This window comes from Streptomyces sp. NPDC028289 (assembly GCF_055565975.1).
The window spans coordinates 214,437-239,813 of sequence record NZ_JBVHTI010000005.1 but is presented as its reverse complement, the minus strand read 5'-3'; the positions used below and the strand labels follow the sequence as shown (position 1 = coordinate 239,813).

The following is a 25,377-nucleotide window of genomic DNA, read 5'->3' as shown; positions in this document are numbered from 1 at the left end:
CTGTACGACGCCGAAACCAATTGTGCCCACAGTCCCCCGCTATGCACGACACGCGGCGGCGAACGATGGTTGTGCGCTTACCCCCGCCTCAACGACCCAGACGCCCGCGCACCATACCCACGAGGGAGTTGAGCTCCTCGATGCGCATGCGGCGCGCGGCGACGTAGAAGACGCCGAGCAGGACCGCCCCGCCGGCCACCAGCGCGGCGAAGGAACCGATCACGCCCTGCCCCAGAGTGTGGCCGATGCCGTAGCAGGCCGCACCACTGAGCAGCGCGGCCGGTACGGAGGCGATGCAGAGCCTGGCGTAGGTGCGGGTGACCCGGGAGCCGTCCAGGTCGCCGCCGAGCCGCTTGCGCAGCCGCCGCCAGGCCACCCCGACGCCGATCGCGTAGGCCAGGCCGTAGGAGGCCGCCATGCCGGCCACCGCCCAGCGGGCCGGGAGCAGCAGGTAACAGGCGACCGAGGCGCCCGCGTTGACCGCCGCGACGATGACCGTGTTGTAGAAGGGGGTGCGGGTGTCTTCGTAGGCGTAGAAGGCGCGCAGGACGACGTACTGCACCGAGTAGGGGATCAGGCCGAGGGCGAAGGCCATCAGCATGAACCCCATGTTGGTGGCTTCGCTGACGCCCGAGGAACCGAAGATCAGGGTGCACATCGGGATGCCGAGGGCCAGGAAGCCAAAGGAGATGGGGACGATCGCGACGGCGGTCGTCCTGAGGCCCTGGGAGATGTCGTCGCGGACGGCGCCCGTGTCGTTCTCGGCGGCCGAGCGGGAGATCCGCGGCAGCAGGGCGGCCATCAGGGAGACCGTGATGATGGCCTGCGGCAGGCCCCAGATCAGCTGGGCGTTGGCGTAGGCGGCGAAGCCGGTGCCGTCGACCGGGGAGCTCTTGCCGGCCGAGGTGGACAGCTGGGAGACGACGAGCGCGCCCGCCTGGTTGGCGAGGACGAACAGCACGGTCCACTTGGCGAGGGTTGCGGCCTTGCCGAGGCCGTGGCCCCGCCAGTCGAAGCGCAGCCGCAGCCGGAACCCGGTCTCGCGTAGGTAGGGGATCATCGCCAGGGCCTGGACCACGAGCCCGAGCAGCACGCCGAGGCCGAGCAGTCGCTGGCCCTCCGGCGGAATGGTCGTGACCTTCATGCCGGAGTGCGCGGCGGTGCCGTAGACCCAGATGAACAGGCCGAGGGTGACGATGATGACGATGTTGTTGAGGACAGGGGTCCACATCATCGCGCCGAACTTGCCGCGGGCGTTGAGGATCTGACCCATCACCACGTGGATGCCCATGAAGAAGATCGAGGGCAGGAAGTAGCGGACGAAGGTGATGCCGACCTCGTTGGCCGCCGGGTCGCTGGCGACCGAGTCGGACAGCAGCCGGATGAGGAAGGGCGCGGCCGCGATGGTGGCCGCGGTGAGCAGGCCCAGCGCCACCATGACGAGGGTCAGCAGACGGTTGGCGAAGGCCTCGCCGCCGTCGTCGTCCTCCTTCATGGCCCGCACCAGCTGCGGCACGAAGACGGAGTTGAGGCCGCCGCCGACGGTGAGGATGTAGATCATCGTCGGCAGCTGGTAGGCGACCTGGAAGGTGTCGCCGAGGAGGCCGACGCCCAGCGCGGAGACGATCAGCGCGGAGCGGACGAAGCCGGTGAGGCGGGAGACCATCGTCCCTGCCGCCATCACGGCGCTCGACTTGAGCAGCCCCGCGGCCTTGCCGCCCTTCTTCGCCGCGACGGGGGCCGGGGCCGCGGCGGGAACGGCACCGAGGTTCAGGGTCTGGTCGACCGCGGCCGTCGGGGCAGCCGGTGGCGTCGGTGCCTGGTACGGCGGCACCTGTGCGGGCCCTCCCGGGGCGGCCGCCGGACCCGGAACCGCCGGGGGCTCCGACGGCAGCCGGCCGCCGCCCTGCTGCGGATCCCGGTAGCCGCTCTGCTGCTGTTCGCGGTAGCCGTTCTGCTGCTGGTCGCGGAAGAGATGAGCGAAGGCGTCCGGCTCGTGGTGCTCCTCACCGGAGTGCGAGACCAGGTCGTCCACGCCCACGAACTGGGTCGTGCGCGGGTTGTCGCCGTACGGCAGGTACTGGCTCGGCCTGTCCGGCTCCGGCGCCGGGGTCTGGGCCCACACGTGCGGGTCGGGGGCGTAGGGCGACTGGGCGGGCTGCCCGTACAGCGGCTGCTGCGGGTAGCTGCCCGGCGCAGGCGGGGGGTGCGCGGCACGGTCGTAGAGTGCCTCGGCGACAGGGTCCTGGGCGGAGAGGTCGCGTGCCCGGTAGGGGTCCTGGTCGTAGGCGTCCTGGAGGTACATGTCAGCCGCGTGCTGCGGCGGGACCTGGCCGGGCTCCGGCGGCGGCTCGGGGTAGCCCGAACCGGCCGCGCCCTGGCCGCTTTCACCGTCGTACGGCGCGTTCATGGTTACCCCTACCTCATCGTCCCGGGCCCACCGGCCACGACATCGCTCAACGGTCCACTCTCTCACCCGTCTCGGACGGGTCGGCGCTTTCCGGTGCGGTGTCCGGTGTCGGGTCACTCGGCTGCTCCGGGTCGTCTTCCCCGGACCGGGCGACGGACTCCTCGTGGAGACGATCCCCACGGGCAGCGGGGTTCCCCGGTCCGTCGGCGTCCTTGGTGTCCTCCGGGTTCTCGGCCTCCGGGACGTCGGCGGCCTCCGAGGTGCCAGGGGTCTCCGGGGCGTCGGGAGCGTCCGGGGTGTCCTCGCCCGTCTCGTCGGGGCCGTCGCCCTCCTCGGCCCGGCGGGCGGCCGCCCGCTTGCGCTGGGTGTACATACGGAAGCCGGCGAGCACCAGCAGCAGCACGCCGCCGCCGATGACCAGCATCACCGTCGGCGTGACCTCGGTGACCTTCACGTCGAACCTGACGGGCGCGCCGTACTCCTGGCCGTCCTCGGTGTACAGCTGGGCGGTGACCTCGACCCGGCCGTTGGCGTTGGCCGAGGTGGAGAACTTCACGGACTGGCTGTGGCCGCCGGAGACCTCGACGGGCTGCTCGTAGTAGGGCTTGCCGCCGATCTCCAGTCGGGTCGGCATGGTCGAGGTGAGCCGCAGCACCAGGTGGTCGACGCCCTGGACCAGGTTGTTCTGGACGGTCACCGGGATGGTGGCGCTGCGGCCGGAGAGCTTGGTCTCGGACTTGTCGATCAGCTTGACCTGACCGGTGAGGTCGTCGAGCCAGGACTCCACGCTCGTGCGGAAGCTGTCCGCCGCGCTGCCGCGGCCCCGCCACGACGTGGACATCTCGCGGTTTATGGCCCGCCCGAAGGGGGTCACCACCCGGGACTCGTCGGTGAGGATCACCTGGAAGTTGTCGAGCTTGTCCTGGGTGCGGGCGATCTGCTCGAAGGCCGTCCGGGGCAGCTCCTGCTTGCGCAGTGCGGAGGGGTACGCGGACGACGAGGGGATCTTCGTGGTCGCGCCGGGGTCGGGCTTGGCCTTGGCGGCCGCCGCGAGTTCCTGCGACTGCGACCAGTTGCTGTCCTGCAGCGCGGTGATCGCCGTTGCCATCGCCTGGGCCTGGCTTGCCGTCGGCATCCGTTGCGGGGCGACGACGATGCTGCGCTGCTTGCCGGTCTGGGTGTTCAGCGCGAGGCTCTGGGCGAGGAACTGCTGCACGGCGAGCGTGGCCGAGTCGGCGTTCGTCAGATCGCCCTCGAACGCCGTGGACAGCCGCGCGTCGGCGACCACCGCCGTCGTGCCGCCGCCGATCGGGCGCGCCGCCGAGGGCGTGTAGGTGAGCCCGCCGGTCTCCTGGAGGCTGTCGCTGCGGGCGATCACCTTGTCGGCACCCGCCGAGGTGGCGACCTTGATGATCGAGGGGTCAACGGCGCCGTCCACGGGCCACGCGAAGTCGGTGCTCGGTGTGACATGGAGCACGGTCTTCACGGTGATGGTGGCGACGTCGGTGGCGTCCTTGAGGTGGCTCAGCGAGCCGGTCACGCTGGTGCCGTTGTGGGCGAGGGAGGCCAGGTCCGGGTCCGCGAAGGGGAGGGCCACCACCTCCTTGTCCGCCACCGCCTCCTGGAGGTCGGCCAGGAACTGCTTGGCCACCGCCTGGTGGGTGCCGGCCGTGGTGGTGTCGCCGGCGCCCTGGATCCGGTAGTTGCGCGTCATCGCGTCCACGGAGGCCAGCAGATCCGGGTCGATCACCCAGGTGACATCGAGATCCTTGCCGAGCGCCAGCATCTGGGCCAGCCGGCCGCCGGGCGCGATCTCCTTGGCGAGGTCGTCGTTCTGGAAGACGGGCGTCTGCAGTTCGCCGGCGCCCGTCTTCGCCGTCACGTGGACGGTGGAGATCAGCGGCCAGAGATACGTCGTCTTCGTCTTCGTGTCGGCCTCGGAGGACTGCCACGGCAGGAACGTCCGCTGGATGCCGAGAACCTGGTCCCACTGCTGCGCGGAGGTCTTACCGGACAGCGAGACGCCGAACTGGTACACGCCGTCCTGGCCGAGGTCCAGCTTGTCGACCGGCACGGAGATGCTGAAGTGCTCGGCGACGCCCGACGGGAGCGAGTCGAAGTCCTCGGTGTACTTGCCGCCGACCTCGGTGCCCAGGCCCGACTGGAGGTCCTCGGAGTGCCGGGCGGCCGTGTCGATCTCGGAGCGGGTGCTGAGCAGGGAGCCCACCCGCAGGTCCACGTGCGCGTCCGTGACGGCCTGCTTGCCGTTGTTGGTCACCGTGCCGGAGACCGTCAGCGTGTCCCCGTCGTTGGGGGCGCTGGGGCTCAGCGAGTCCAGGGCGACGGACACGGTGTCCGAGCCGGCCGCCTGCGCCGGCACCGCCGCGGGCAGCTGCATCAGTCCGGCCAGCAGGGGCGCACCCGCGAGCAGTGCCCCGGTGCGCCGCAGCCAGCGGCGGGCAGGTGAGGGCGTCCCCTGGAAGTCTGCCGCCTCGGCCACGCGCTCGTCCGTCCCTCGTCGTCGTCAGTGGTCGTCGGAATGTGCGTCCACGCATGGTAACGAGGTGTGCTGAACGGAAGTGCCGCGGTCTGCCTCACAAGATCGGGAAAGCGGATCGGCGTGTCCCCTATATCCAGTATCGTCGGGAGGCTCTGTTAAGCGGCGAAAACTGTGCTTGTGCGGGTACGGAGTGAGATGTCCCACCCCCTGCGCAGAGGGGCTCTCCATGGGGCGCTGCCGGAATACGGAGGCGCTTCGGACCGTCTGGGGCACGTACTCTGTTCTGTTGTGCCGAACGCCAATGAAGACACTCCCACTGTCCTGAGCCAGGCGCAGCAGCGCGCGGTGAGCGAACTGCTGCGGGTGGCGCCCGTCGCCGACGACCTCGCCCGCCGATTCCAGGAGGCCGGGTTCTCCCTTGCCCTGGTCGGCGGCTCGGTTCGGGACGCGCTGCTGGGCCGGCTCGGCAACGACCTGGACTTCACGACCGACGCTCGCCCCGAGGACGTATTGAAGATCGTCCGGCCCTGGGCGGACGCCGTCTGGGAGGTCGGGATCGCCTTCGGCACGGTGGGTGCGCAGAAGCAGGGCTACCAGATCGAGGTCACCACCTACCGTTCCGAGGCCTACGACCGCACCTCGCGCAAGCCCGAGGTGTCGTACGGGGACTCCATCGAGGAGGACCTCGTCCGTCGCGACTTCTCGGTCAACGCGATGGCGGTGGCGCTGCCGGAGAAGGACTTCATCGACCCTCACGGCGGTCTCGAAGATCTCGCACTGCGTGTGCTGCGTACCCCGGGGACGCCCGAGGACTCCTTCTCGGACGACCCATTGCGGATGATGCGGGCCGCCCGCTTCGCCGCGCAGCTCGACTTCGAGGTGGCTTCCGAGGTCGTCGCGGCGATGAAGGACATGGCCGGCCGCCTGGAGATCGTCTCGGCCGAGCGGGTCCGGGACGAGCTGAACAAGCTGATCCTCTCGGCTCACCCCCGCAAGGGGCTGACCCTGCTCGTCGACACCGGCCTCGCCGAGCATGTCCTGCCCGAGCTGCCCGCTCTGCGTCTGGAGAGTGACGAGCACCACCGGCACAAGGACGTCTACGACCACACGCTGATCGTCCTGGAACAGGCCATGGCGCTGGAGGACAACGGTCCCGACCTCACCCTCCGGCTCGCCGCTCTGCTGCACGACATCGGCAAGCCGCGCACCCGCCGCTTCGAGGACGACGGCAGGGTCTCGTTCCACCACCACGAGGTGGTCGGAGCGAAGATGACCAAGAAGCGCATGACGGCGTTGAAGTACTCCAACGAACTGGTGAAGGACGTCTCGCAGCTGGTCGAACTCCACCTGCGCTTCCACGGCTACGGCACCGGGGAGTGGACGGACTCGGCGGTCCGCCGCTACGTCCGTGATGCGGGCCCGCTGCTGGACCGTCTGCACAAGCTCACCCGGTCCGACTGCACCACTCGCAACAAGCGCAGGGCCGCGGCGCTCTCCCGTGCCTACGACGGCTTGGAGCAGCGCATCGCCGAACTCCAGGAGAAGGAGGAGCTCGATGCGATCCGCCCGGACCTCGACGGCAACCAGATCATGGAGATCCTGGGTATCCGCCCCGGCCCGGAGGTCGGCAAGGCCTACAAGCACATGCTGGAGCTTCGGCTGGAGAACGGGCCGATGGGGCACGACGCAGCGGTGACCGCACTCAAGGAGTGGTGGGCCGAGCAGGGCTGAGAGCGCACAGCGGGGTCATGTTTCACGTGAAACATGACCCCGCTGTGACGCAACGAGGGGCGATGTTTCACGTGAAACATCGCCCCTCTTCACTCTTCACTGCGGGGTGCGTGATCCTGCTGCGGTCGGCGGTCCTGCTCGAAGCGGGCCATTGCCGCAGCAACCACTGCGTAGACGAGGGCGACCGTGATGATCAGGGGCGCGGAGCGGCCGTCCGGTGGAAGCATCAGCGCGGCTACTGCGGCGGCCCCGACAAAGGCGACGTTGAAGAGGACGTCGTAGACGGAGAAGATCCGACCGCGGAAGCCGTCGTCGACGGACGATTGCACGAGGGTGTCCGTGGCGATCTTCGCGCCCTGGGTGATGAGTCCGAGGACGAAGGCGGCGACGAGCATGGGGACGGTCGTGAACGGGAGGCCCAGGGCGGGCTCCAGCACGGCGGCCGACGCGGCGCATACGACGATCCAGCGGCCGGGGCCGAGGCGCCCCGCGGCCCATGGCGTCACCACGGCGGCGGCGAAGAAGCCCGCGCCGGAGATGCCCAGGGCCAGCCCCAGCAACCCGAGTCCGTCGTCCGGGTCGGAGGAGAGGGCGTACCGGCACAGCATCAGAACCAGGACGAGCAGTGCGCCGTAGCAGAAGCGCATCGCCGTCATGCCGGCCAGTGCCCAGGCCGCCTCACGACGGCGCGGTGCGGCGAGATGCCGAATCGCCTCCAGCAGGTCCCGTGCCGTGGTGATCACGGCCGTTCTCAGGTTCGGCTGGGCCGTGTGCCGGTCCGGGCCGAGGAGGTCGGGAGCCATGGACAGGGAGGCGAGGGCCGCGCCCAGGTACAGCGTGGCGCCCAGCGACACCACCGCCGCATCGGAATCCGAGGCCACCAGCCGCACGGCGAAGGCGAGGCCGCCGCCGGCGGTCGCGGCGAGGGTGCCGGCGGTCGGGGAGAGGGAGTTGGCGATCACCAGCCGGTCGGTGTCGACCACTCGTGGCAGCGCGGCCGACAGGCCGGAGAGGACGAAGCGGTTGACGGCCGTGACGCACAGGGCGGACGCGTAGAAGAGCCAGTCGGGGACTTCGCTGACCATGAGGACGGCGGTGGCCGCGGCCAGCAGTGCGCGCAGCAGATTGCCGTAGAGGAAGATCTGGCGGCGGCGCCAGCGATCCAGCAGGACGCCGGCGAAGGGGCCCACGAGGGAGTACGGGAGGAGCAGGACGGCCATGGCCGAGGCGATCGCGGCAGGCGAGGTCTGCTTCTCCGGGGAGAAGACGACGTAGGCGGCGAGGGCGACCTGGTAGACGCCGTCGGCCCCCTGGGAGAGCAGGCGTATGACGAGTAGACGGCGGAAGTTCCGCAGGCGCAGCAGGACACGCAGGTCGCGGACGACGGGCATGGGGCACAGCCTCACATATGGGGCCGTGCACAGGGGAAGGGTCCCCGGATCGGATGACCCGGGGACCCTCTGAGCCCTGGCAGGAGCGATTTTTACGAGCTTGAGCTGTGGAGCTTCAGTGCCCGGCGGGGTGCCGGGTCAGCGCTCGACGTCGCCGCGGATGAACTTCTCCACGTTCTCGCGGGCCTCGTCGTCGAAGTACTGGACCGGCGGGGACTTCATGAAGTAGCTGGACGCCGAGAGGATCGGGCCGCCGATGCCGCGGTCCTTGGCGATCTTCGCGGCGCGCAGGGCGTCGATGATGACACCGGCGGAGTTCGGGGAGTCCCAGACCTCGAGCTTGTACTCCAGGTTCAGCGGGACGTCACCGAAGGCGCGGCCCTCCAGGCGGACGTACGCCCACTTGCGGTCGTCGAGCCAGGCGACGTAGTCGGACGGGCCGATGTGGACGTTCTTCTCGCCGAGGTCCCGGTCGGGGATCTGGGAGGTGACGGCCTGCGTCTTGGAGATCTTCTTGGACTCCAGGCGCTCGCGCTCCAGCATGTTCTTGAAGTCCATGTTGCCGCCGACGTTCAGCTGCATCGTGCGGTCCAGGATGACGCCCCGGTCCTCGAAGAGCTTCGCCATGACGCGGTGCGTGATCGTGGCGCCGACCTGAGACTTGATGTCGTCACCGACGATCGGCACACCGGCCTCGGTGAACTTGTCCGCCCACTCCTTGGTGCCGGCGATGAAGACCGGGAGGGCGTTGACGAAGGCGACCTTGGCGTCGATGGCGCACTGGGCGTAGAACTTCGCCGCGTCCTCGGAACCGACGGGCAGGTAGCAGACGAGGACGTCGACCTGCTTGTCCTTGAGGATCTGGACGACGTCGACCGGCTCGGCCTCGGACTCCTCGATGGTCTGGCGGTAGTACTTGCCGAGACCGTCGAGGGTGTGGCCGCGCTGCACGGTGACACCGGTGTTGGGCACGTCGCAGATCTTGATGGTGTTGTTCTCGGAGGCGCCGATGGCGTCCGCCAGGTCAAGGCCGACCTTCTTGGCGTCCACGTCGAACGCGGCGACGAACTCCACGTCCTTGACGTGGTAGTCGCCGAACTGCACGTGCATCAGGCCGGGGACCTTGGACGCCGGGTCGGCGTCCTTGTAGTACTCGACGCCCTGCACCAGCGATGCGGCGCAGTTGCCCACACCGACGATGGCTACGCGAACCGAACCCATTCCGGTTGCTCCCTGTGTGTACGAGTGAGGCCCTGAACGGGTCTCACGTGGCGGTGTCGTCGGACGCATCCGGCCGGAGGGAATCCCCGGACCGGGGCAGGGCGCCCGGCGCTCCATTGGTGGTGTTCTGCTGAGCGGACCCCCCGGAGGCGGAACCCTTCAGGTCCCGCCCGGCCCGCTCGCTCTCGATGAGCTCGTTCAGCCAGCGCACTTCGCGCTCCACGGACTCCATCCCGTGGCGCTGGAGCTCAAGCGTGTAGTCGTCGAGGCGCTCCCGGGTGCGCGCCAGCGAGGCGCGCATCTTCTCGAGGCGCTCCTCCAGCCGGCTGCGGCGGCCCTCCAGTACGCGCATCCGCACATCGCGGGAGGTCTGCCCGAAGAAGGCGAACCGCGCAGCGAAGTGCTCGTCCTCGTACGCGTCGGGGCCGGTCTGCGACAGGAGCTCCTCGAAGTGCTCCTTACCTTCCGCCGTCAACCGGTAGACGATCTTGGCACGGCGGCCGGCGAGCGGCGCGGCGAGTGCGTCCTCGGCGGTACTTCCCGGTTCCTCGATCAACCAGCCGTTGGCGACCAGCGTCTTGAGGCAGGGGTAGAGCGTTCCGTAGCTGAACGCACGGAACACGCCGAGTGATGTGTTGAGCCGTTTCCGCAGCTCATAGCCGTGCATCGGGGACTCGCGGAGCAGGCCGAGGACGGCGAACTCAAGGATGCCGGAGCGCCGGCTCATGGTCGCCTCCTCTCGTCCGCGGCTCGCTTATCTCGCTCTGATGTATCGACTCGATACATCACGACGATAGATCGGCTTTCCCCGTGCGACAAGAGGAACGACGGTGAACGGGATCACATCACCGATTCGTTGGAGGCAACTTGCCTGATTTGGGGTGAACTTCGAAGCTCGGCGGGTTTTGCTGGTGCGTAGTCTGTGCGGCATGCACACCACCGGGAACCATGTGACGCCTGGGGGGCGTCCACGTCCTCGGTGCCGTACGGGTGAATGCAGGACCGACCACATCCGTATTTCGGGGGGACCGGAAATCAGCCGCCGTTCCAGGCGCCCACGGGTGCGCCTGCCCGAGGAGTAATCGTTCGATGAGCGAGCACCGTCGCAAACCGCCGCCGCCGCAGGGAGGCGGACGTGCCGCGGCCCGACGCGGCCAGTCCGGACCGTCCTCCGGCCGCCGCGCGGCACCGCGAGGCGCCACCGGGTCTCTTTCCGACTCCTATGGGTCCAGTTCCTATGGGTCGGACGCGGACTCGGGAGGTGAGGAGCGTCCGTACGGTGGCCGTGCCGAGGCACGCCGGGCGGCACAGAGAAGTACGGGAAACAGCCGTCGCAGAGCGGCCGACAACGGAGGCCGTGGTCCGGGTGGTCCTGCCGGGCCCGGGCGCGGCAGAGGCTGGGCGTCGACGGCGCCCGGCAAGAAGCGTCTGATCGACTATCCCAGGGCGAACAGATTCGGCTGGCGCAGGTGGGTTCCCTCCTGGAAGCTCGTCTCGGGGCTGTGCATCACCTTCTTCGGCAGCCTGGTGGCGCTGGTCGGCGTCGGGTACGCCATGGTCGGCGTCCCGGACGAGAACCAGGCGGCCAAGTCCCAGAACAACGTCTACTACTGGGCCGACGGCAAGCAGATGGTGGCGACGGGCACCGGCATCAACCGGCAGAACGTCACCATCGACCAGATCCCCGAGGCCATGCAGTACGCGGTGATCTCAGCGGAGAACAAGAGCTTCTACACGGACCCGGGCGTCGACTTCAAGGGCATCGCCCGTGCCCTCGTCAACATGGCGCAGGGTGGTGAGACGCAGGGTGGTTCGACGATCACCCAGCAGTTCGTCAAGAACACCTACCTCAGCCAGGACCAGACGATCACCCGCAAGTTCAAGGAGATGTTCATCTCCATCAAGGTGGGCACCAAGTTCACCAAGCCGGAGATCCTCCAGGGCTACCTGAACACCTCGTACTTCGGCCGTGGCGCGTACGGCATCCAGGCCGCCGCCCAGACCTACTACGGAGTGGACGCCAAGGACCTCACCCCGAGCCAGTGTGCGGTCCTGGCGTCTCTGCTCAAGGGCGCGACGTACTACGACCCCGCGGGCAACCCGGACATCGACCCCGCAGCGACCAAGGAAGCCAACTACAAGCGCTCGCACGACCGCTGGGCCTGGATCCTCGAAGAGATGCACAAGGACCAGCACCTCACCGACGCCGAATACCAGACGGCCGTCAAGAAGTACCCGCTGCCCCAGGGCCGCAAGGCGGTCAAGGGCATGACCGGGCAGATCAGCTACCTCGCCGACACGGCCAAGAAGTACGTCCTCGCGCACTCCAACATCACGGAGGCGCAGTTCGACCAGGGCGGCTTCCAGATCTACACGACCTTCGACAAGGACAAGGTCAACGCGCTGACCGCGGCCGTGGAGAAGGTCCAGAAGGCGCGTCTGGACCCGAAGAACCGGGACAAGGACAAGTACGTCCAGTTCGGTGCCGCGTCGGTGGTGCCCGACGACGGTGCGATCGTCGCCCTGTACGGCGGTGCCGGCTACGAGAACAACCACTTCACCAACAACGCCGACACCTCAGGTGTCCCCGTCGGTTCGACGTGGAAGCCGTTCGTGCTGGCAGCGGCCATGCAGGACGGGACGTACAAGACCGACGGCGTCGGGGTGTCGCCGCTGAGCAAGTACAACGGCGACGACAACCTCAAGGTGCGCAGGCCGGACGGTACGTACTACCTGAACAAGGACAACTCGATCTTCCGTCAGCGGAACGAGAGTGCGTACCCCTGGGGCTACATCACCCTGCGCAAGGCGATGGAGCAGTCGATCAACACACCGTTCGTGCAACTCGGCGTGGACGTCGGGATGACGAAGGTACGGGACATGGCCCAGGCGTCCGGGATCCTGCCGGACAGCATGTCGCAGGACCTGAACCCCTCGTTCGCCATCGGTACGTCCACTCCCAGTGCCATCCGCATGGCGGATGCGTACGCGACCTTCGCGGCGTCCGGCGAACACGTGGACCCGTACTCCGTGACCGCGGTCAAGCAGGACGGGCAGGAGCTGAGCGGCTTCGGCAAGCCGAAGACGACCAGGGCCATGGAGGAGAACGTCGCGAACAACGTCACGGACGTCCTGCAGAACGTCATCCAGAACGGTACGGGTACCAACGCCAAGGCCCTGGGGCGTACGGCGGCGGGCAAGACCGGTACCACCGACAGCAACAAGTCGGCCTGGTTCGTCGGCTACACCAAGCAGCTGTCGACCTCGGTGGCGATGTTCCGTGAGAACCCGAAGGACGCCGAGCTGCTCTCCATGAACGGCACCGCCGGCGTGGCGTCCATCCACGGTGGTGACATCCCGACCTCGGTGTGGACCGAGTACATGAAGGCCGCGCTGAAGGGCAAGAACGACCTGGGCTTCCCCGAGGCGACCAAGATCGGTGAGGTCGCCGATGAGGCCGGGGCTCCTTCCCCGACGCCGTCTCCCAGCATCACGCCGAGCGAGACGCCCAGCGAGACGCCGAGTGCCACCCCGAGCGAGACGGTCACCTCCCCGTCGCCCACGGTGACGGAGACCTGCCAGTTCGCCTGGAACTGCTCGACCGACGGCGGTAACACCGGCGGCAGCACGTCGGGCACGACGTCCTCGCCGTCAGCCACGGAGACGACCGGCGATGGCAACACCAGAGGCAATGCCAACGGCGGAGGAAACCTCTTCGGTGGATCAACCGGCTAGCCGCGCGGTCTGACCGGCTGGTGACCATTTCGCCCGCCGAGGTCTGTTTCACGTGAAACATGGGCCGCCGCACCCGGCGAGGTGCGGCGGCCCTCGGCGTATTCCTAGAGAGGTACGGCAGGATGGGCCCCATGCCCAGTGCAGAGACGACGCCCGCGGGCGTGCGTGAGCCGGAGCCGGTGCGGCCGACCAGGGATGACGAGGTCGCCGCCGCCGGGAGTGAGCTGATCGGCGGCCCCATCGGGCGGCGTGCCCTGCTCGGCACGTCCTGGTGGACGCCGCTACGGGTGGTCGTCATCGTGGCGGTCGGGATGTTCGCCCTCGGCATGGTGCAGAAGATGCCCTGCTACGACAGTGGCTGGTTCTTCGGCGCGAGTTCCCAGTACACCCACGCCTGCTACTCGGACATTCCGCACCTCTACCAGGGGCGCGGTTTCGCCGACGGTCTGGTGCCGTACTTCGACAAGCTCCCGGGCGACATGGACTACCTCGAATACCCGGTGCTCACCGGTGTGTTCATGGAGGTGGCCGCATGGCTCACGCCGGGCAGCGGCAGCATCATGCTCCAGGAGCAGGTGTACTGGTTCGTCAACGCCGGAATGCTCATGCTGTGCGCCGCGGTCATCGCGGTGTGCGTGGTCCGTACGCACCGCAGGCGCCCCTGGGACGGCCTGCTGGTCGCCCTGGCACCCGCCTTCGCCCTGACCGCCACCATCAACTGGGACCTCCTGGCGGTCGCTCTGACGGCCGCGGCGATGCTGATGTGGTCCCGGAGCCGTCCCCTCGCCTTCGGTGTCCTTCTGGGGCTTGCCACGGCCGCCAAGCTGTACCCCGTCTTCCTGCTGGGGCCGTTGTTCCTCCTGTGCTGGCGCGCCGGCAAATGGCGGGAGTTCTTCGTTGCCACGGGCGGTGCGGTGGTCGCCTGGCTCGTCGTGAACCTGCCGGTGATGATCTTCGCCTTCGACGGCTGGTCGAAGTTCTACACGTTCAGCCAGGAGCGGGGCGTCGACTTCGGTTCCTTCTGGCTGATCTGGGCGCAGAACACGACCACCCCACCCAGCACCGACTTCGTGAACACCGCGGCCACGGTCCTGGTGCTGCTCTGCTTCCTGGGCATCGCGGCCCTGGCCCTCACCGCTCCGCGTCGGCCGCGCTTCGCCCAGCTGGCCTTCCTGGTGGTGGCGGCCTTCATCCTCACCAACAAGGTCTACTCCCCGCAGTACGTGCTGTGGCTGGTGCCGCTGGCCGTCCTCGCCCGGCCCAAGTGGCGGGACTTCCTGATCTGGCAGGCGTGCGAGGTGGCGTACTTCCTGGGCATCTGGATGTACCTCGCCTACACGACCAGCGGAGACGCCCACAAGGGCCTGCCGACCGACGGCTACCACTGGGCCATCGCCGTGCACCTGTTGGGCACGCTCTACCTGTGCGGCATGGTCGTGCGCGACATCCTCATGCCCGAGCGGGACTTGGTGCGCCGCAGCGGGGAGGACGATCCCTCCGGCGGGGTGCTGGACGGTACGGAGGACGCCTTCGTGCTCGGCGCGGCGGCCCGTCCCCCGCGCCACGCGGCCCACTTCGAGGGGCCGCAGGTGGAATGGGGAACCCGATCCTCGGAGGACGGTTCGCTCTGAAGGTGGTTCGCTCTGAGGGTGGTTCGCTCTGAGCGAACAGCTCAGCTCCTGAACGGAAAAAGGGCCGTACACGGACTCCGTGTGCGGCCCTTTGCCTGTTCCGCGGACGGTCAGGCGGTGCGCTTCTCCGTCCTGGGGCCGGTCAGCGGTCCACGATCCGGTCGAACTGGGTCGTGGTGTGCCGCAGATGGGCCACCAGCTCCTCGCCGACCTTCGGCTCCGGGGCGTCCGAGGGCACGAAGAGGATCGACACCTGCATGTGGGGCGGCTCCGCGAACCAGCGCTGCTTGCCGCCCCAGACGAACGGAGAAAGGTTCCGGTTCACCGTGGCCAGGCCGGCCCGTGCGACGCCCTTGGCGCGCGGCATGACGCCGTGCAGGGCCTTCGGGGCCTCCAGGCCCACCCCGTGCGATGTACCGCCCGCCACGACCACCAGGAAGCCGTCCGAGGCCGCCTTCTGCTGCCGGTAGCCGAACCGGTCGCCCTTGGCGACGCGGGAGACGTCCAGGACCGCCCCGCGGTACTCGGTGGCGTCGTGGTCCCCCAGCCACAACCGGGTGCCGATCCGGGCCCGGAACCGGGTCTGCGGGAACTGCTGCTGCAGCCGGGCGAGTTCGTCGGCCTTGAGGTGGCTGACGAACATCGTGTGCAGCGGCAGCCGGGCCGCGCGCAGCCGGTCCATCCAGCCGATGACCTCCTCGACGGCGTCCGAGCCGTCGGTGCGGTCCAGCGGCAGGTGGATGGCGAAGCCCTCCAGCCGGACGTTCTCTATGGCGGAGTGCAGCTGCGGCAGATCCTGCTCGCTGATGCCGTGCCGCTTCATCGTGGACATCACCTCGATGACCACGCGGGCGCCCACCAGGCCGTACACGCCGTCGATGGACGACACCGAGCGGATGACCCGGTCGGGCAGCGGCACCGGTTCCTCGCCGCGCCGGTACGGGGTCAGCACCAGCAGGTCGCCGCCGAACCAGTCCTTGATGCGCGCGGCTTCGTACGTCGTACCGACGGCGAGGATGTCCGAGCCCAGCCGCGTGGCCTCCTCGGCCAGGCGCTCGTGCCCGAAGCCGTAGCCGTTGCCCTTGCAGACCGGGACGAGGCCCGGGAACTGCTCCTGCACGTGCTTGTGGTGCGCCCGCCAGCGCGCGGTGTCGACGTAGAGCGTGAGCGCCATGGCCGGACCTGGAACCTTTCTGGGTGGCTGGGGAGTGCCAGAGGACTGCGGTGTGTCAGGGCTATAGAAGCACGGAGCGTGACGTCAGCGGCGCGACATGTAGATGTCGAGCGCCTTGTGGAGCAGCTTGTTCAGCGGGAAGTCCCACTCGCCGAGGTACTCGGCGGCCTGGCCACCGGTGCCCACCTTGAACTGGATCAGGCCGAAGAGGTGGTCCGTCTCGTCCAGCGAGTCCGAGATGCCGCGCAGGTCGTAGACGGTGGCGCCGAGCGCGTAGGCGTCGCGCAGCATCCGCCACTGCATGGCGTTCGAGGGCCGCACCTCACGGCCGATGTTGTCGGACGCGCCGTAGGAGTACCAGACGTGCCCGCCGACGATCAGCATGGTCGCCGCGGACAGGTTGACCCCGTTGTGCCGGGCGAAGTACAGCCGCATCCGGTTGGGGTCCTCGGTGTTGAGGGCCGTCCACATGCGCTGGAAGTACGACAGCGGGCGCGGCCGGAAGTGGTCGCGCACGGCCGTGATCTCGTACAGCCGCTGCCACTCCGCCAGGTCCTGGTAGCCGCCCTGGACGACCTCGACGCCAGCCTTCTCGGCCTTCTTGATGTTGCGCCGCCACAGCTGGTTGAAGTTCCTGTGGACCTCTTCCAGGGAACGGTTCGCCAGCGGCACCTGGAAGACATAGCGCGGCTGCACGTCACCGAAGCCGGCGCCGCCGTCCTCGCCCTGCTGCCAGCCCATCCGGCGCAGCTTGTCGGCCACTTCGAAGGCGCGCGGCTCGATGAAGTCGGCCTCGATGTCGCGCAGTCGCTTCACGTCCGGGTTCTGGATGCCCTGCTTGATGGAGTTGGACTCCCAGCGCCGGATGATCACCGGCGGGCCCATCTTCACCGAGAACGCGCCCTGCTGCTTGAGGTGGGCGAGCATCGGCTGGAGCCACTCGTCGAGATTCGGCGCGAACCAGTTGATGACCGGGCCCTCGGGGAGGTAGGCGAGGTAGCGCTTGATCTTGGGCAGCTGGCGGTACAGCACCAAGCCCGCACCGACCATCTCGCCGGTGCGCTCGTCGAACCAGCCGAGGTTCTCCGAACGCCACTCCGCCTTGACATCGGCCCAGGCCGGGACCTGCATGTGGCTAGCCGCCGGCAGGCTCTGGATGTACGCCAGATGCTGTTCGCGGCTGATGGTCCTCAGGGTCAGGCTCATGTCGGGGCGCTCCTCGGGCTGGTGTGTCCCCATGGGTACAGGGGCTCCGGCTCTCGCGCCGAAGCCTACTGCGCCTCGCCCGCGGCCCGACTGGCCGTACGGCACCTACGCCCCGGCTCCTGTCCGGCCGGGGCGTTCCAGGGTTGTGTCAGGGGTGCAGGACTCAGCCGAACAGGCCGCCGTGCGCCATGCCGATGAAGAAGCCGATGCCCGAGGCACCGAGACCCAGGATCAGGCCGAAACGCTCTCGCGTGGTGATCGAGACCCACTGCCCGTACAGACCGGTGCAGAGGCCGATCAGGCCGGTCCAGGAGCTGAGCAGGTGAAGGCTGTGGAAGAACGACGTGATGAAGGCGATGAGCCCGAGCGCCAGCGTCACTGCCATCAGCGAGTCCTGGAGCGGATGGGTCTTGCCGTCGGTGGCGAACAGAGATCCGGCGGTGTTGGGTCGCAATGCCTGTGCCATGGGCACCTCCTGCGGAAGGCGGCGCATCGTAGCGCCGTACACACCCGATGTGTACAGATTGAGGGCCCCGGCCGCCGGATTTCAACCGGAAGCGCGTGTGCGGGTAGTCTGTAGCGTCTGCACCGGTGTCTGCCCAGGCCCTGGCCGGGATCCCAGCGGGAACCCCCGAATGTCAGTGGCTGCCGATACCGTTGCGTACGCATCACAACCCTCCTGCCACGGAACGACCGTGGCCGCTGAGTCCAAAGGAGGTGGGTTCCACATGCGTCACTACGAGGTGATGGTCATCCTCGACCCCGATCTGGAGGAGCGCGCTGTCGCCCCCCTGATCGAGAACTTCCTCTCCGTCGTCCGTGAGGGCAACGGAAAGGTCGAGAAGGTCGACACCTGGGGCCGTCGTCGTCTCTCGTACGAGATCAAGAAGAAGCCCGAGGGCATCTACTCGGTCATCGACCTGCAGGCCGAGCCTGTGGTCGTCAAGGAGCTCGACCGCCAGATGAACCTGAACGAGTCGGTCCTCCGGACCAAGGTCCTCCGCCCCGAGACCCACTGAGCTCTCCGCTCAGCCGATCTCGGGATTTCGAGTAGCAGCACAAGCAGCCAGCAGCAAACCCGCCGAGAGGTTCCCCCATGGCAGGCGAGACCGTCATCACGGTCGTCGGCAATCTTGTCGATGACCCCGAGCTGCGCTTCACCCCCTCCGGTGCGGCGGTCGCGAAGTTCCGTGTCGCGTCCACCCCCCGCACCTTCGACCGTCAGACCAACGAGTGGAAGGACGGCGAGAGCCTGTTCCTGACCTGCTCGGTCTGGCGTCAGGCGGCGGAGAACGTCGCGGAGTCGCTCCAGCGAGGCATGCGCGTCATCGTGCAGGGCCGCCTGAAGCAGCGGTCCTACGAGGACCGTGAGGGTGTCAAGCGCACGGTCTACGAGCTGGACGTCGAGGAAGTCGGCGCCAGCCTGCGGAGCGCCACGGCCAAGGTCACCAAGACCGCCGGTGGCGGCGGCCGCGGCGGCCAGGGTGGTTACGGCGGTGGTGGCGGCCAGGGTGGCGGCGGCTGGGGCGGTGGCCCCGGCGGCGGCAACCAGGGCGGCGCCCCCAACGACGACCCCTGGGCTTCCGGCGCTCCCGCCGGTGGTGGCAACCAGGGCGGTGGCGGCTGGGGCGGCGGCTCCGGCTCCGGCGGCGGTGGCGGCTACTCGGACGAGCCCCCCTTCTAAGGGGTAAGGGCTCGTATCCCCACTTCTTGATCACACAGGAGAAACACCATGGCGAAGCCGCCTGTGCGCAAGCCTAAGAAGAAGGTCTGCGCTTTCTGCAAGGACAAGGTCACGTACGTGGACTACAAGGACACGAACATGCTGCGGAAGTTCATTTCCGACCGCGGCAAGATCCGTGCCCGCCGCGTGACCGGCAACTGCACGCAGCACCAGCGTGACGTCGCCACGGCCGTCAAGAACAGCCGTGAGATGGCGCTGCTGCCCTACACCTCCACCGCGCGCTAAGGGAAGGGTGACCGACCAATGAAGATCATCCTTACCCACGAGGTCTCTGGCCTCGGCGCCGCCGGCGACGTCGTCGACGTCAAGGACGGCTACGCACGCAACTACCTGATCCCGCGGAAGTTCGCGATCCGCTGGACCAAGGGTGGCGAGAAGGACGTCGAGCAGATCCGTCGTGCTCGCAAGATCCACGAGATCCAGACCATCGAGCAGGCCAACCAGGTGAAGGCCCAGCTCGAGGGCGTCAAGGTCCGCCTGGCCGTCCGTGCCGGCGACGCCGGCCGTCTCTTCGGTTCCGTCACCCAGGCCGACATCGCTTCGGCGATCAAGGCTGCCGGTGGCCCCGAGGTCGACAAGCGCCGCATCGAGGTCGGTTCGGCGATCAAGACGCTGGGCGCCCACGAGACGTCCGTGCGTCTGCACCCCGAGGTTGCCGCCAAGGTCAACATCGAGGTCGTCGCGGCCTGACGCTGCGCTCGGCTTGAGCAGTAGCAGCAGTAGCTGAAAGGGGCCGCACCCGTGAAGGGTGCGGCCCCTTTTGCCTTCGCCGAGGACGGTGTGGAGCCGCGGGGTGTTTCACGTGAAACGTGACAGCCCGCGATGTTTCACGTGAAACCGTCGGCAGTGCGTAAAGGTCAGCGCGTCGCGCCGGTCACGATCCATCGCCCGGAGCGTGCCCGCAGCCAGAGGGTGAGCATCCGTACTGTCATCATCAGCGTCATGGCTCCCCAGAGCGCCGTGAGCCCGCCGCCCAGGGCGGGGACGAGCAGCGCCACCGGAGTGAAGACCGCGAGTGTGATGACCATGGCCCCGGCGAGATAGGGCCCGTCTCCCGCACCCATCAGTACGCCGTCGAGGACGAAGACCACGCCGGAGATCGGCTGGGAGAGCGCCACGATGAGCAGCGCGGGCAGCGCGGTGTGCTTCACGGCGGGGTCGCCGGTGAACAACGGGAGGAAGAGCGGCCGGGCGGTGATCACGAGCAGGCCCAGGACGACTCCGGTGGCGATGCCCCATTGCACCATGCGCCGAGAGGCTTCGCGGGCGCCGGCGGCGTCATCCGCCCCGAGATAGCGGCCGATGACGGCCTGCCCGGCGATGGCGATCGCGTCCAGGGCGAAGGCCAGCAGGCTCCACAGGGACAGCACGATCTGGTGGGCTGCGATGTCGGCATCGCCCAGCCGGGCCGCCACGGCGGTGGCGATCATCAGGATGGCCCGCAGTGAGATCGTCCGGACGAGCAGGGGTACGCCGGCCTGTGCCGAGGCACGTATCCCGGCGGCGTCGGGGCGCAGCGACGCTCCGTGTCTGCGGGCACCGCGTACGACGACGGTCAGATAGACGGCCGCCATCCCGCACTGGGCGATGACGGTGCCCCAGGCGGAGCCGGCGATGCCCAGTCCGGCACCGTAGACGAGCACCGCGTTGAGCCCGGCGTTGACGATGAACCCCGCTACGGCGACGTACAGCGGCGTCCGGGTGTTCTGGAGGCCGCGCAGGACGCCGGTGGCGGCGAGCACGACCAGCATGGCCGGGATACCGAGGGAGGAGATCCTCAGGTAGGCGGTCGCGTAGGGAGCGGCGGTGGCTGAGGCGCCGAAGACGTCGACGACGCCGGGGGCGAAGGGGACGACGACGGCGATGACCGCGGCACCGAGCAGCAGTGCCAGCCAGATGCCGTCCATGCCCTGGCGGACGGCCGCCTGGAGATCGCCGGAGCCCACCCGGCGGGCGACGGCGGACGTGGTGGCGTAGGCGAGGAAGACAAAGATGCTCACCGCGGTGGTGAGGAGGGCCGAGGCGATTCCGAGACCGGCGAGTTGTGCGGTGCCGAGGTGGCCGACGATCGCGCTGTCGGCCATGACGAAAAGCGGCTCGGCGACGAGTGCGCCGAAGGCCGGGACAGCCAGTGCGATGATCTCTCGGTCGTGCCCCTGTCGGGTGGCCTCGGAGGTCGCGGGAGCCTGTGACATGGGCGCTAATCTAATCGTCCACAGGTAAGTGATGCAAATGCATAGTGACCCTTACCTGGGGTTGTGTCGTCCGCGCCGTCGCGCGTTGTTCGAAGCGATCTTGGTCCGACTGGGAAAGTTTTTCTTCTGCACAGCCGGTGGATGGTAAATGTGCAGGTCAGAGGTTGTTGTGGACAGGGATCGAGGGCTTGTTCACAGGGCTGTCCACCGCGTCGTGCACAGGTTTTGGCGGGTTCTCCACAGCATACGGGCGGTCGTCCACATGGCCTGTGGATAACCAGATTGGCTGACGGTGCCTGCGGGCCTAACGTGGTCCGGCACCCGCTCCTTGTCGCGGCCTCGGAAACCTCATAAAACCGACGCGTCCAGAACCGGAATGGGGCGTCCTGGTTGTCAGTGCCGTGCCGTACAAAAGAGGGCATGGCGAGGTCCGCGGTGCGGACGGGAGGAGGTGGCTCGGTGAGCATTTCCGAGCCCTTGGACGATCCGTGGGCCGACGCCGGTCCGGGTGATCGTCTGCCCGCCTCCCGCCGGCGGGAGGACGGCGGTCCCCGCCGGGACGACCGGCACGACCGGGGCCGGGACAGCGGGGACTGGGACGGCGGGGGCGCCACCTTCGAGCGGGTTCCCCCGCAGGACCTGGACGCCGAGCAGTCCGTGCTCGGCGGCATGCTGCTCTCCAAGGACGCCATCGCCGACGTCGTCGAGATCCTCAAGGGCCACGACTTCTACAAACCCGCGCACGAGACGATCTACCAGGCGATCCTCGACGTCTACGCGAAGGGCGAGCCGGCCGACCCCATCACCATCGCCGCCGAGCTCACCAAACGCGGCGAGATCAACAAGGTCGGCGGCGCCTCCTATCTGCACACCCTCGTCCAGACGGTGCCGACGGCGGCGAACGCCGAGTACTACGCGGAGATCGTCCACGAGCGGGCGGTGCTGCGCCGCCTGGTCGAGGCGGGTACCCGCATCACACAGATGGGATACGCGGCCGACGGCGACATCGACGAGATCGTCAACAGCGCCCAGGCCGAGATCTACGCCGTCACCGAGCAGCGGACCAGCGAGGACTACCTGCCGCTCGGCGACATCATGGAGGGCGCCCTCGACGAGATCGAGGCGATCGGCTCCCGCACCGGCGAGATGACCGGCGTGCCCACCGGCTTCACCGACCTGGACTCGCTCACCAACGGCCTTCACCCCGGCCAGATGATCGTCATCGCCGCGCGTCCCGCCATGGGTAAGTCCACCCTCGCGCTGGACTTCGCGCGGGCCGCGTCGATCAAGCACAACCTGCCCAGCGTCATCTTCTCCCTTGAAATGGGCCGCAACGAGATCGCGATGCGTCTGCTGTCCGCCGAGGCCCGGGTCGCCCTGCACCACATGCGTTCCGGCACGATGACCGACGAGGACTGGACCCGGCTGGCCCGCCGGATGCCCGACGTCTCGGCCGCGCCGCTCTACATCGACGACTCCCCGAACCTGTCGATGATGGAGATCCGCGCCAAGTGCCGTCGGCTGAAGCAGCGCAACGACATCAAGCTCGTGATCATCGACTATCTCCAGCTGATGCAGTCCGGCGGCAAGCGGTCCGAGAGCCGTCAGCAGGAGGTGTCGGACATGTCGCGAAACCTCAAGCTGCTGGCCAAGGAGCTGGAGGTTCCGGTGATCGCGCTCTCACAGCTCAACCGTGGTCCCGAGCAGCGCACGGACAAGAAGCCGATGGTCTCCGACCTGCGTGAGTCCGGCTCCATCGAGCAGGACGCCGATATGGTGATCCTGCTCCACCGCGAGGACGCCTACGAGAAGGAGTCGCCGCGCGCGGGCGAGGCGGACATCATCGTCGGCAAGCACCGAAACGGCCCGACGGCGACGATCACCGTGGCCTTCCAGGGCCACTACTCCCGCTTCGTGGACATGGCACAGACCTGATCCGAGCCGGGACAGCACCGACGTGATCCGAGCCGGCGAAATGGACTCGACGCCGGTCCGCCCACCAGGTGGACTGGGCGCATGACGACATTCCAGGAAGAGTTGCTCCCCGCCACCCGGCGGGCGCTGCTGCATCGGATCGCCGTGGCTCAGTCCGAAGGCCGGGCGCCGTCACTGGTGGCGGCGGTCGTGCGCGGCGGGCGGGCCGTCTGGCACGGGGCGCGGACCTCGGTGGACGGGCACGGGCCGGACGAGAACGTGCAGTACCGGATCGGCTCGATCACCAAGACCTTCACTGCCGTTCTGGTGCTCAGGCTTCGTGACGAGGGGCTGCTCGACCTCGGCGACCCGTTGGAGAAACATCTGCCGGGTACCGGCGCGGGGGAGGCGACCATCGCCGAACTCCTCGCGCACACCGCAGGGTTGGCGGCCGAGTCCCCGGCACCCTGGTGGGAGCGCACGCCGGGCTCGCTGCGGCCGGAGCTCAGCGACGTCCTCGGTGAGCAGCCCCTCCTGCATCCCGTCGGCCGGCGCCACCACTACTCCAACCCCGGCTACACCCTGCTCGGCGCGCTGGTCGAGGAACTCCGCGGTGCTCCCTGGGAGGAGGTGCTGCGGCGGGAGGTGCTCGAGCCGCTGGGCCTCCACCGCACGACCGCCCAGCCACATGCGCCGCACGCGGGTGGCTGGGCGGTGCACCCCTGGGCCGACGCCCTGCTCCCGGAGCCCCTGGAGGATCTCGGGCGGATGGCACCGGCCGGGCAGCTCTGGTCGACCACCGGCGACCTGGCCCGCTTCGCGGCGTTCCTGGCGGCCGGGGACGACCGAGTACTGAGCGCCGAGTCGGTGCGGGAGATGCGCACTCCGGCGGCCCCCGCCGAGGCCGCCGACGTGATGGACGGCGCCACCTACGGCCTCGGCCTGCAGATCCAGCGCCGTGACGGGAGGTTGTTCGTCGGGCACTCGGGCTCGCTACCCGGCTTCCTGGCCAACCTCACCATCAGCGTGGACGATGACGTGGCGGCCGTGGTGCTGGCGAACTGCACCTCCGGCCCCCTGCTGTCCGCCACCGGTGCCGACCTCGTCCGTATCGTCGCGGAGGCCGAGCCGCGCATCCCCGAGCCATGGCGCCCGCTGCCCCAGGTCGAGCCGTCCGTCCTGGAGTTGGCAGGCCCTTGGTACTGGGGAACACATGCCTTCGCGCTGCGGGTGGCGGCCGACGGGCTGGTCTCGCTGGGGCCGCTGACCGGCGTCGGCCGCCGAGCCCGTTTCCGCTCCAACCGCGACGGCACCTGGACCGGCCTGGAGGGCTATTACGCCGGAGAGCTGCTACGGCCCGTACGGCGCACGGACGGTGGCGTGAGCCACCTGGACGTCGGATCGTTCGTGTTCACACGTCAGCCGTACGACGAGACGGCTCCCGTGCCCGGAGGGGTGGATCCCGAGGGATGGCGGGGGATCGGTTAGCGGACGGGAAGGCGGGGGCGGTGTTTCACGTGAAACACCGCCCCCGCCCGCATGCTCCGCTCGGCTGTAAGCCGCTGGGGTCAGATCTCGAGCTTGAAGCCTGTGTGCGAGGCGGTGAAACCGAGCCGCTCGTAGAAGCGATGAGCGTCGACCCGTGATGTGTCCGAGGTCAGCTGGACCAACTGGCAGCCTTGGCGGCGGGATTCGTCGATAGCCCACTCGATGAACCGGGTGCCCAGACCGCTGCCGCGCTCGTCGGCGTGGATACGCACACCTTCGATGATCGACCGGGTGGCACCGCGCCTCGACAGCCCGGGAATGACCGTGAGTTGGAGTGTGCCGACGACGCGGCCTTCACGGACGGCCACTACCAGATGCTGGTTGGGATCGGCGCTGAGCCGTTCCAGGGCGCTCAGATAGGGCGCCAGGTCGTCCGGTGTCTCCCGCCGGGCGCCCAGCGGGTCGTCGGCGAGCATGCCGACGATGGCCGGGACGTCGTCGGCGACCGCGGTACGTATGTCAAGGTCTCCCATATCCGCAGCCTATGCGGGCACGTGCAGTGACTCCACGGCCCGGACCAGGGGAGCCAGATCTGCGTTCCTGGCGGCTTCGTCGAGGGATTCGCGCAGCGCCGTGTCGTTGGTGGGGCGAGCCTCTTCCAGCAGGCGTAGGCCCGCCTCGGTGACGTTGGTGTAGATGCCGCGACGGTCGGTCGGGCAGAGGTAGCGCTCCAGGAGGCCGCGGTCCTCCAGGCGTGTGACCAGCCGGGTGGTGGCGCTCTGGCTGAGTACGACCGCGTCGGCCACCTGCTTCATCTGCAGATGGCCCCCTTCGCCGTCGTGCTGCCGGCTGAGCACGTCGAGTAGGGAGTACTCGCGGACGCTCAGGTCGTGCTTGGCCTGTAGGGCGCGCTCGATGTGCGCCTCGATCCTGCCGTGGAGCAGGGAGAGGGCGCACCAGCCCTGGGCGAGGGCGGTGAGCGCGGGGTCCGTCGCTGTCATGGGCGTTTTCCTCCGTCCCGAAGCTGCTGAACCCAG

Annotated in this window: 20 protein-coding genes; 9 read left to right on the top strand and 11 right to left on the bottom strand. The window is 68.6% G+C overall.

What is annotated here, in order from left to right; all coding sequences use genetic code 11:
- Nucleotides 1–88: 88 nt before the first annotated feature.
- Nucleotides 89–2,410 carry a murein biosynthesis integral membrane protein MurJ gene (gene murJ, locus ACZ4UV_RS25865; RefSeq protein ID WP_451016186.1) on the bottom strand — a complete coding sequence of 774 codons (2,322 nt, stop codon included), beginning with the start codon at nt 2,408–2,410 and terminating at the stop codon, nt 89–91.
- 46 nt (nt 2,411–2,456) lie between these two features.
- The gene (locus ACZ4UV_RS25860) at nt 2,457–4,910 is read right to left on the bottom strand and encodes a DUF6049 family protein (protein ID WP_451016185.1); all 2,454 of its coding nucleotides are present in this window, start codon (nt 4,908–4,910) and stop codon (nt 2,457–2,459) included.
- A gap of 288 nt (nt 4,911–5,198) precedes the next feature.
- Between ACZ4UV_RS25860 and ACZ4UV_RS25855 the strand changes: the two genes are divergently transcribed.
- Nucleotides 5,199–6,641, top strand: a complete 1,443-nt coding sequence (locus ACZ4UV_RS25855) for a CCA tRNA nucleotidyltransferase (protein WP_451016184.1) — start codon at nt 5,199–5,201, stop codon at nt 6,639–6,641.
- 89 nt (nt 6,642–6,730) lie between these two features.
- Here the strand turns inward: ACZ4UV_RS25855 and ACZ4UV_RS25850 are convergent, their stop codons facing one another.
- From ACZ4UV_RS25850 to ACZ4UV_RS25840, 3 genes are all read right to left on the bottom strand, one after another.
- Nucleotides 6,731–8,032 (bottom strand): MFS transporter, encoded by a 1,302-nt coding sequence (locus tag ACZ4UV_RS25850; protein ID WP_451016183.1) that lies wholly within the window; start codon nt 8,030–8,032, stop codon nt 6,731–6,733.
- A gap of 138 nt (nt 8,033–8,170) precedes the next feature.
- The gene (locus ACZ4UV_RS25845) at nt 8,171–9,253 is read right to left on the bottom strand and encodes an inositol-3-phosphate synthase (protein ID WP_351491805.1); all 1,083 of its coding nucleotides are present in this window, start codon (nt 9,251–9,253) and stop codon (nt 8,171–8,173) included.
- Nucleotides 9,254–9,296: 43 nt separating this feature from the next.
- Nucleotides 9,297–9,980 (bottom strand): PadR family transcriptional regulator, encoded by a 684-nt coding sequence (locus tag ACZ4UV_RS25840; RefSeq protein WP_351491802.1) that lies wholly within the window; start codon nt 9,978–9,980, stop codon nt 9,297–9,299.
- Between the two features lie 362 nt (nt 9,981–10,342).
- Here ACZ4UV_RS25840 and ACZ4UV_RS25835 point away from each other — a divergent pair, with 362 nt between their 5' ends.
- Both ACZ4UV_RS25835 and ACZ4UV_RS25830 read left to right on the top strand, forming a co-directional pair.
- On the top strand, nt 10,343–12,988 hold the full coding sequence (locus ACZ4UV_RS25835; protein ID WP_467840989.1) for a transglycosylase domain-containing protein: 2,646 nt from the start codon (nt 10,343–10,345) through the stop codon (nt 12,986–12,988).
- 131 nt (nt 12,989–13,119) lie between these two features.
- Nucleotides 13,120–14,619 carry a glycosyltransferase family 87 protein gene (locus ACZ4UV_RS25830; RefSeq protein WP_451016181.1) on the top strand — a complete coding sequence of 500 codons (1,500 nt, stop codon included), beginning with the start codon at nt 13,120–13,122 and terminating at the stop codon, nt 14,617–14,619.
- 142 nt (nt 14,620–14,761) lie between these two features.
- On the opposite strand, the gene ACZ4UV_RS25825 is transcribed toward ACZ4UV_RS25830, so the two are convergent.
- From ACZ4UV_RS25825 to ACZ4UV_RS25815, 3 genes are all read right to left on the bottom strand, one after another.
- Nucleotides 14,762–15,793, bottom strand: a complete 1,032-nt coding sequence (locus ACZ4UV_RS25825; RefSeq protein WP_351491796.1) for an alanine racemase — start codon at nt 15,791–15,793, stop codon at nt 14,762–14,764.
- An 84-nt stretch (nt 15,794–15,877) separates the two neighbouring features.
- Entirely contained in the window at nt 15,878–16,999 is a 1,122-nt protein-coding gene (gene femX, locus ACZ4UV_RS25820; protein ID WP_351491794.1) for a peptidoglycan bridge formation glycyltransferase FemX, read from the bottom strand.
- 163 nt (nt 17,000–17,162) lie between these two features.
- Nucleotides 17,163–17,465: a hypothetical protein gene (locus ACZ4UV_RS25815; protein ID WP_294009347.1), complete on the bottom strand. Its 303-nt coding sequence runs from the start codon at nt 17,463–17,465 to the stop codon at nt 17,163–17,165.
- Between the two features lie 262 nt (nt 17,466–17,727).
- Between ACZ4UV_RS25815 and rpsF the strand changes: the two genes are divergently transcribed.
- The 4 genes from rpsF to rplI all read left to right on the top strand — a co-directional run bounded on the left by rpsF (nt 17,728) and on the right by rplI (nt 19,433).
- Nucleotides 17,728–18,018, top strand: a complete 291-nt coding sequence (gene rpsF, locus ACZ4UV_RS25810; protein WP_093500872.1) for a 30S ribosomal protein S6 — start codon at nt 17,728–17,730, stop codon at nt 18,016–18,018.
- A 77-nt stretch (nt 18,019–18,095) separates the two neighbouring features.
- A complete protein-coding gene (locus ACZ4UV_RS25805) occupies nt 18,096–18,683 on the top strand; it encodes a single-stranded DNA-binding protein (RefSeq protein WP_451016180.1) in 588 nt (195 codons plus the stop codon).
- Nucleotides 18,684–18,731: 48 nt separating this feature from the next.
- Complete coding sequence (rpsR, locus tag ACZ4UV_RS25800) at nt 18,732–18,968, top strand: 30S ribosomal protein S18 (RefSeq protein WP_003949403.1); 237 nt, start codon at nt 18,732–18,734, stop codon at nt 18,966–18,968.
- An 18-nt stretch (nt 18,969–18,986) separates the two neighbouring features.
- Nucleotides 18,987–19,433: a 50S ribosomal protein L9 gene (rplI, locus tag ACZ4UV_RS25795; protein WP_351491787.1), complete on the top strand. Its 447-nt coding sequence runs from the start codon at nt 18,987–18,989 to the stop codon at nt 19,431–19,433.
- A 167-nt stretch (nt 19,434–19,600) separates the two neighbouring features.
- Here rplI and ACZ4UV_RS25790 read toward each other — a convergent pair whose 3' ends face one another.
- Nucleotides 19,601–20,938 carry an MATE family efflux transporter gene (locus tag ACZ4UV_RS25790; RefSeq protein WP_467840981.1) on the bottom strand — a complete coding sequence of 446 codons (1,338 nt, stop codon included), beginning with the start codon at nt 20,936–20,938 and terminating at the stop codon, nt 19,601–19,603.
- Nucleotides 20,939–21,397: 459 nt separating this feature from the next.
- Between ACZ4UV_RS25790 and dnaB the strand changes: the two genes are divergently transcribed.
- Together dnaB and ACZ4UV_RS25780 are read left to right on the top strand one after the other, a co-directional pair.
- The gene (dnaB, locus tag ACZ4UV_RS25785; protein WP_467840978.1) at nt 21,398–22,873 is read left to right on the top strand and encodes a replicative DNA helicase; all 1,476 of its coding nucleotides are present in this window, start codon (nt 21,398–21,400) and stop codon (nt 22,871–22,873) included.
- 81 nt (nt 22,874–22,954) lie between these two features.
- Nucleotides 22,955–24,340 (top strand): serine hydrolase domain-containing protein, encoded by a 1,386-nt coding sequence (locus tag ACZ4UV_RS25780; RefSeq protein ID WP_451016177.1) that lies wholly within the window; start codon nt 22,955–22,957, stop codon nt 24,338–24,340.
- A gap of 80 nt (nt 24,341–24,420) precedes the next feature.
- Here the strand turns inward: ACZ4UV_RS25780 and ACZ4UV_RS25775 are convergent, their stop codons facing one another.
- Together ACZ4UV_RS25775 and ACZ4UV_RS25770 are read right to left on the bottom strand one after the other, a co-directional pair.
- On the bottom strand, nt 24,421–24,873 hold the full coding sequence (locus tag ACZ4UV_RS25775; protein WP_390043874.1) for a GNAT family N-acetyltransferase: 453 nt from the start codon (nt 24,871–24,873) through the stop codon (nt 24,421–24,423).
- Nucleotides 24,874–24,882: 9 nt separating this feature from the next.
- Nucleotides 24,883–25,341 carry a MarR family winged helix-turn-helix transcriptional regulator gene (locus tag ACZ4UV_RS25770; RefSeq protein ID WP_351491775.1) on the bottom strand — a complete coding sequence of 153 codons (459 nt, stop codon included), beginning with the start codon at nt 25,339–25,341 and terminating at the stop codon, nt 24,883–24,885.
- Nucleotides 25,342–25,377 lie beyond the last annotated feature (36 nt).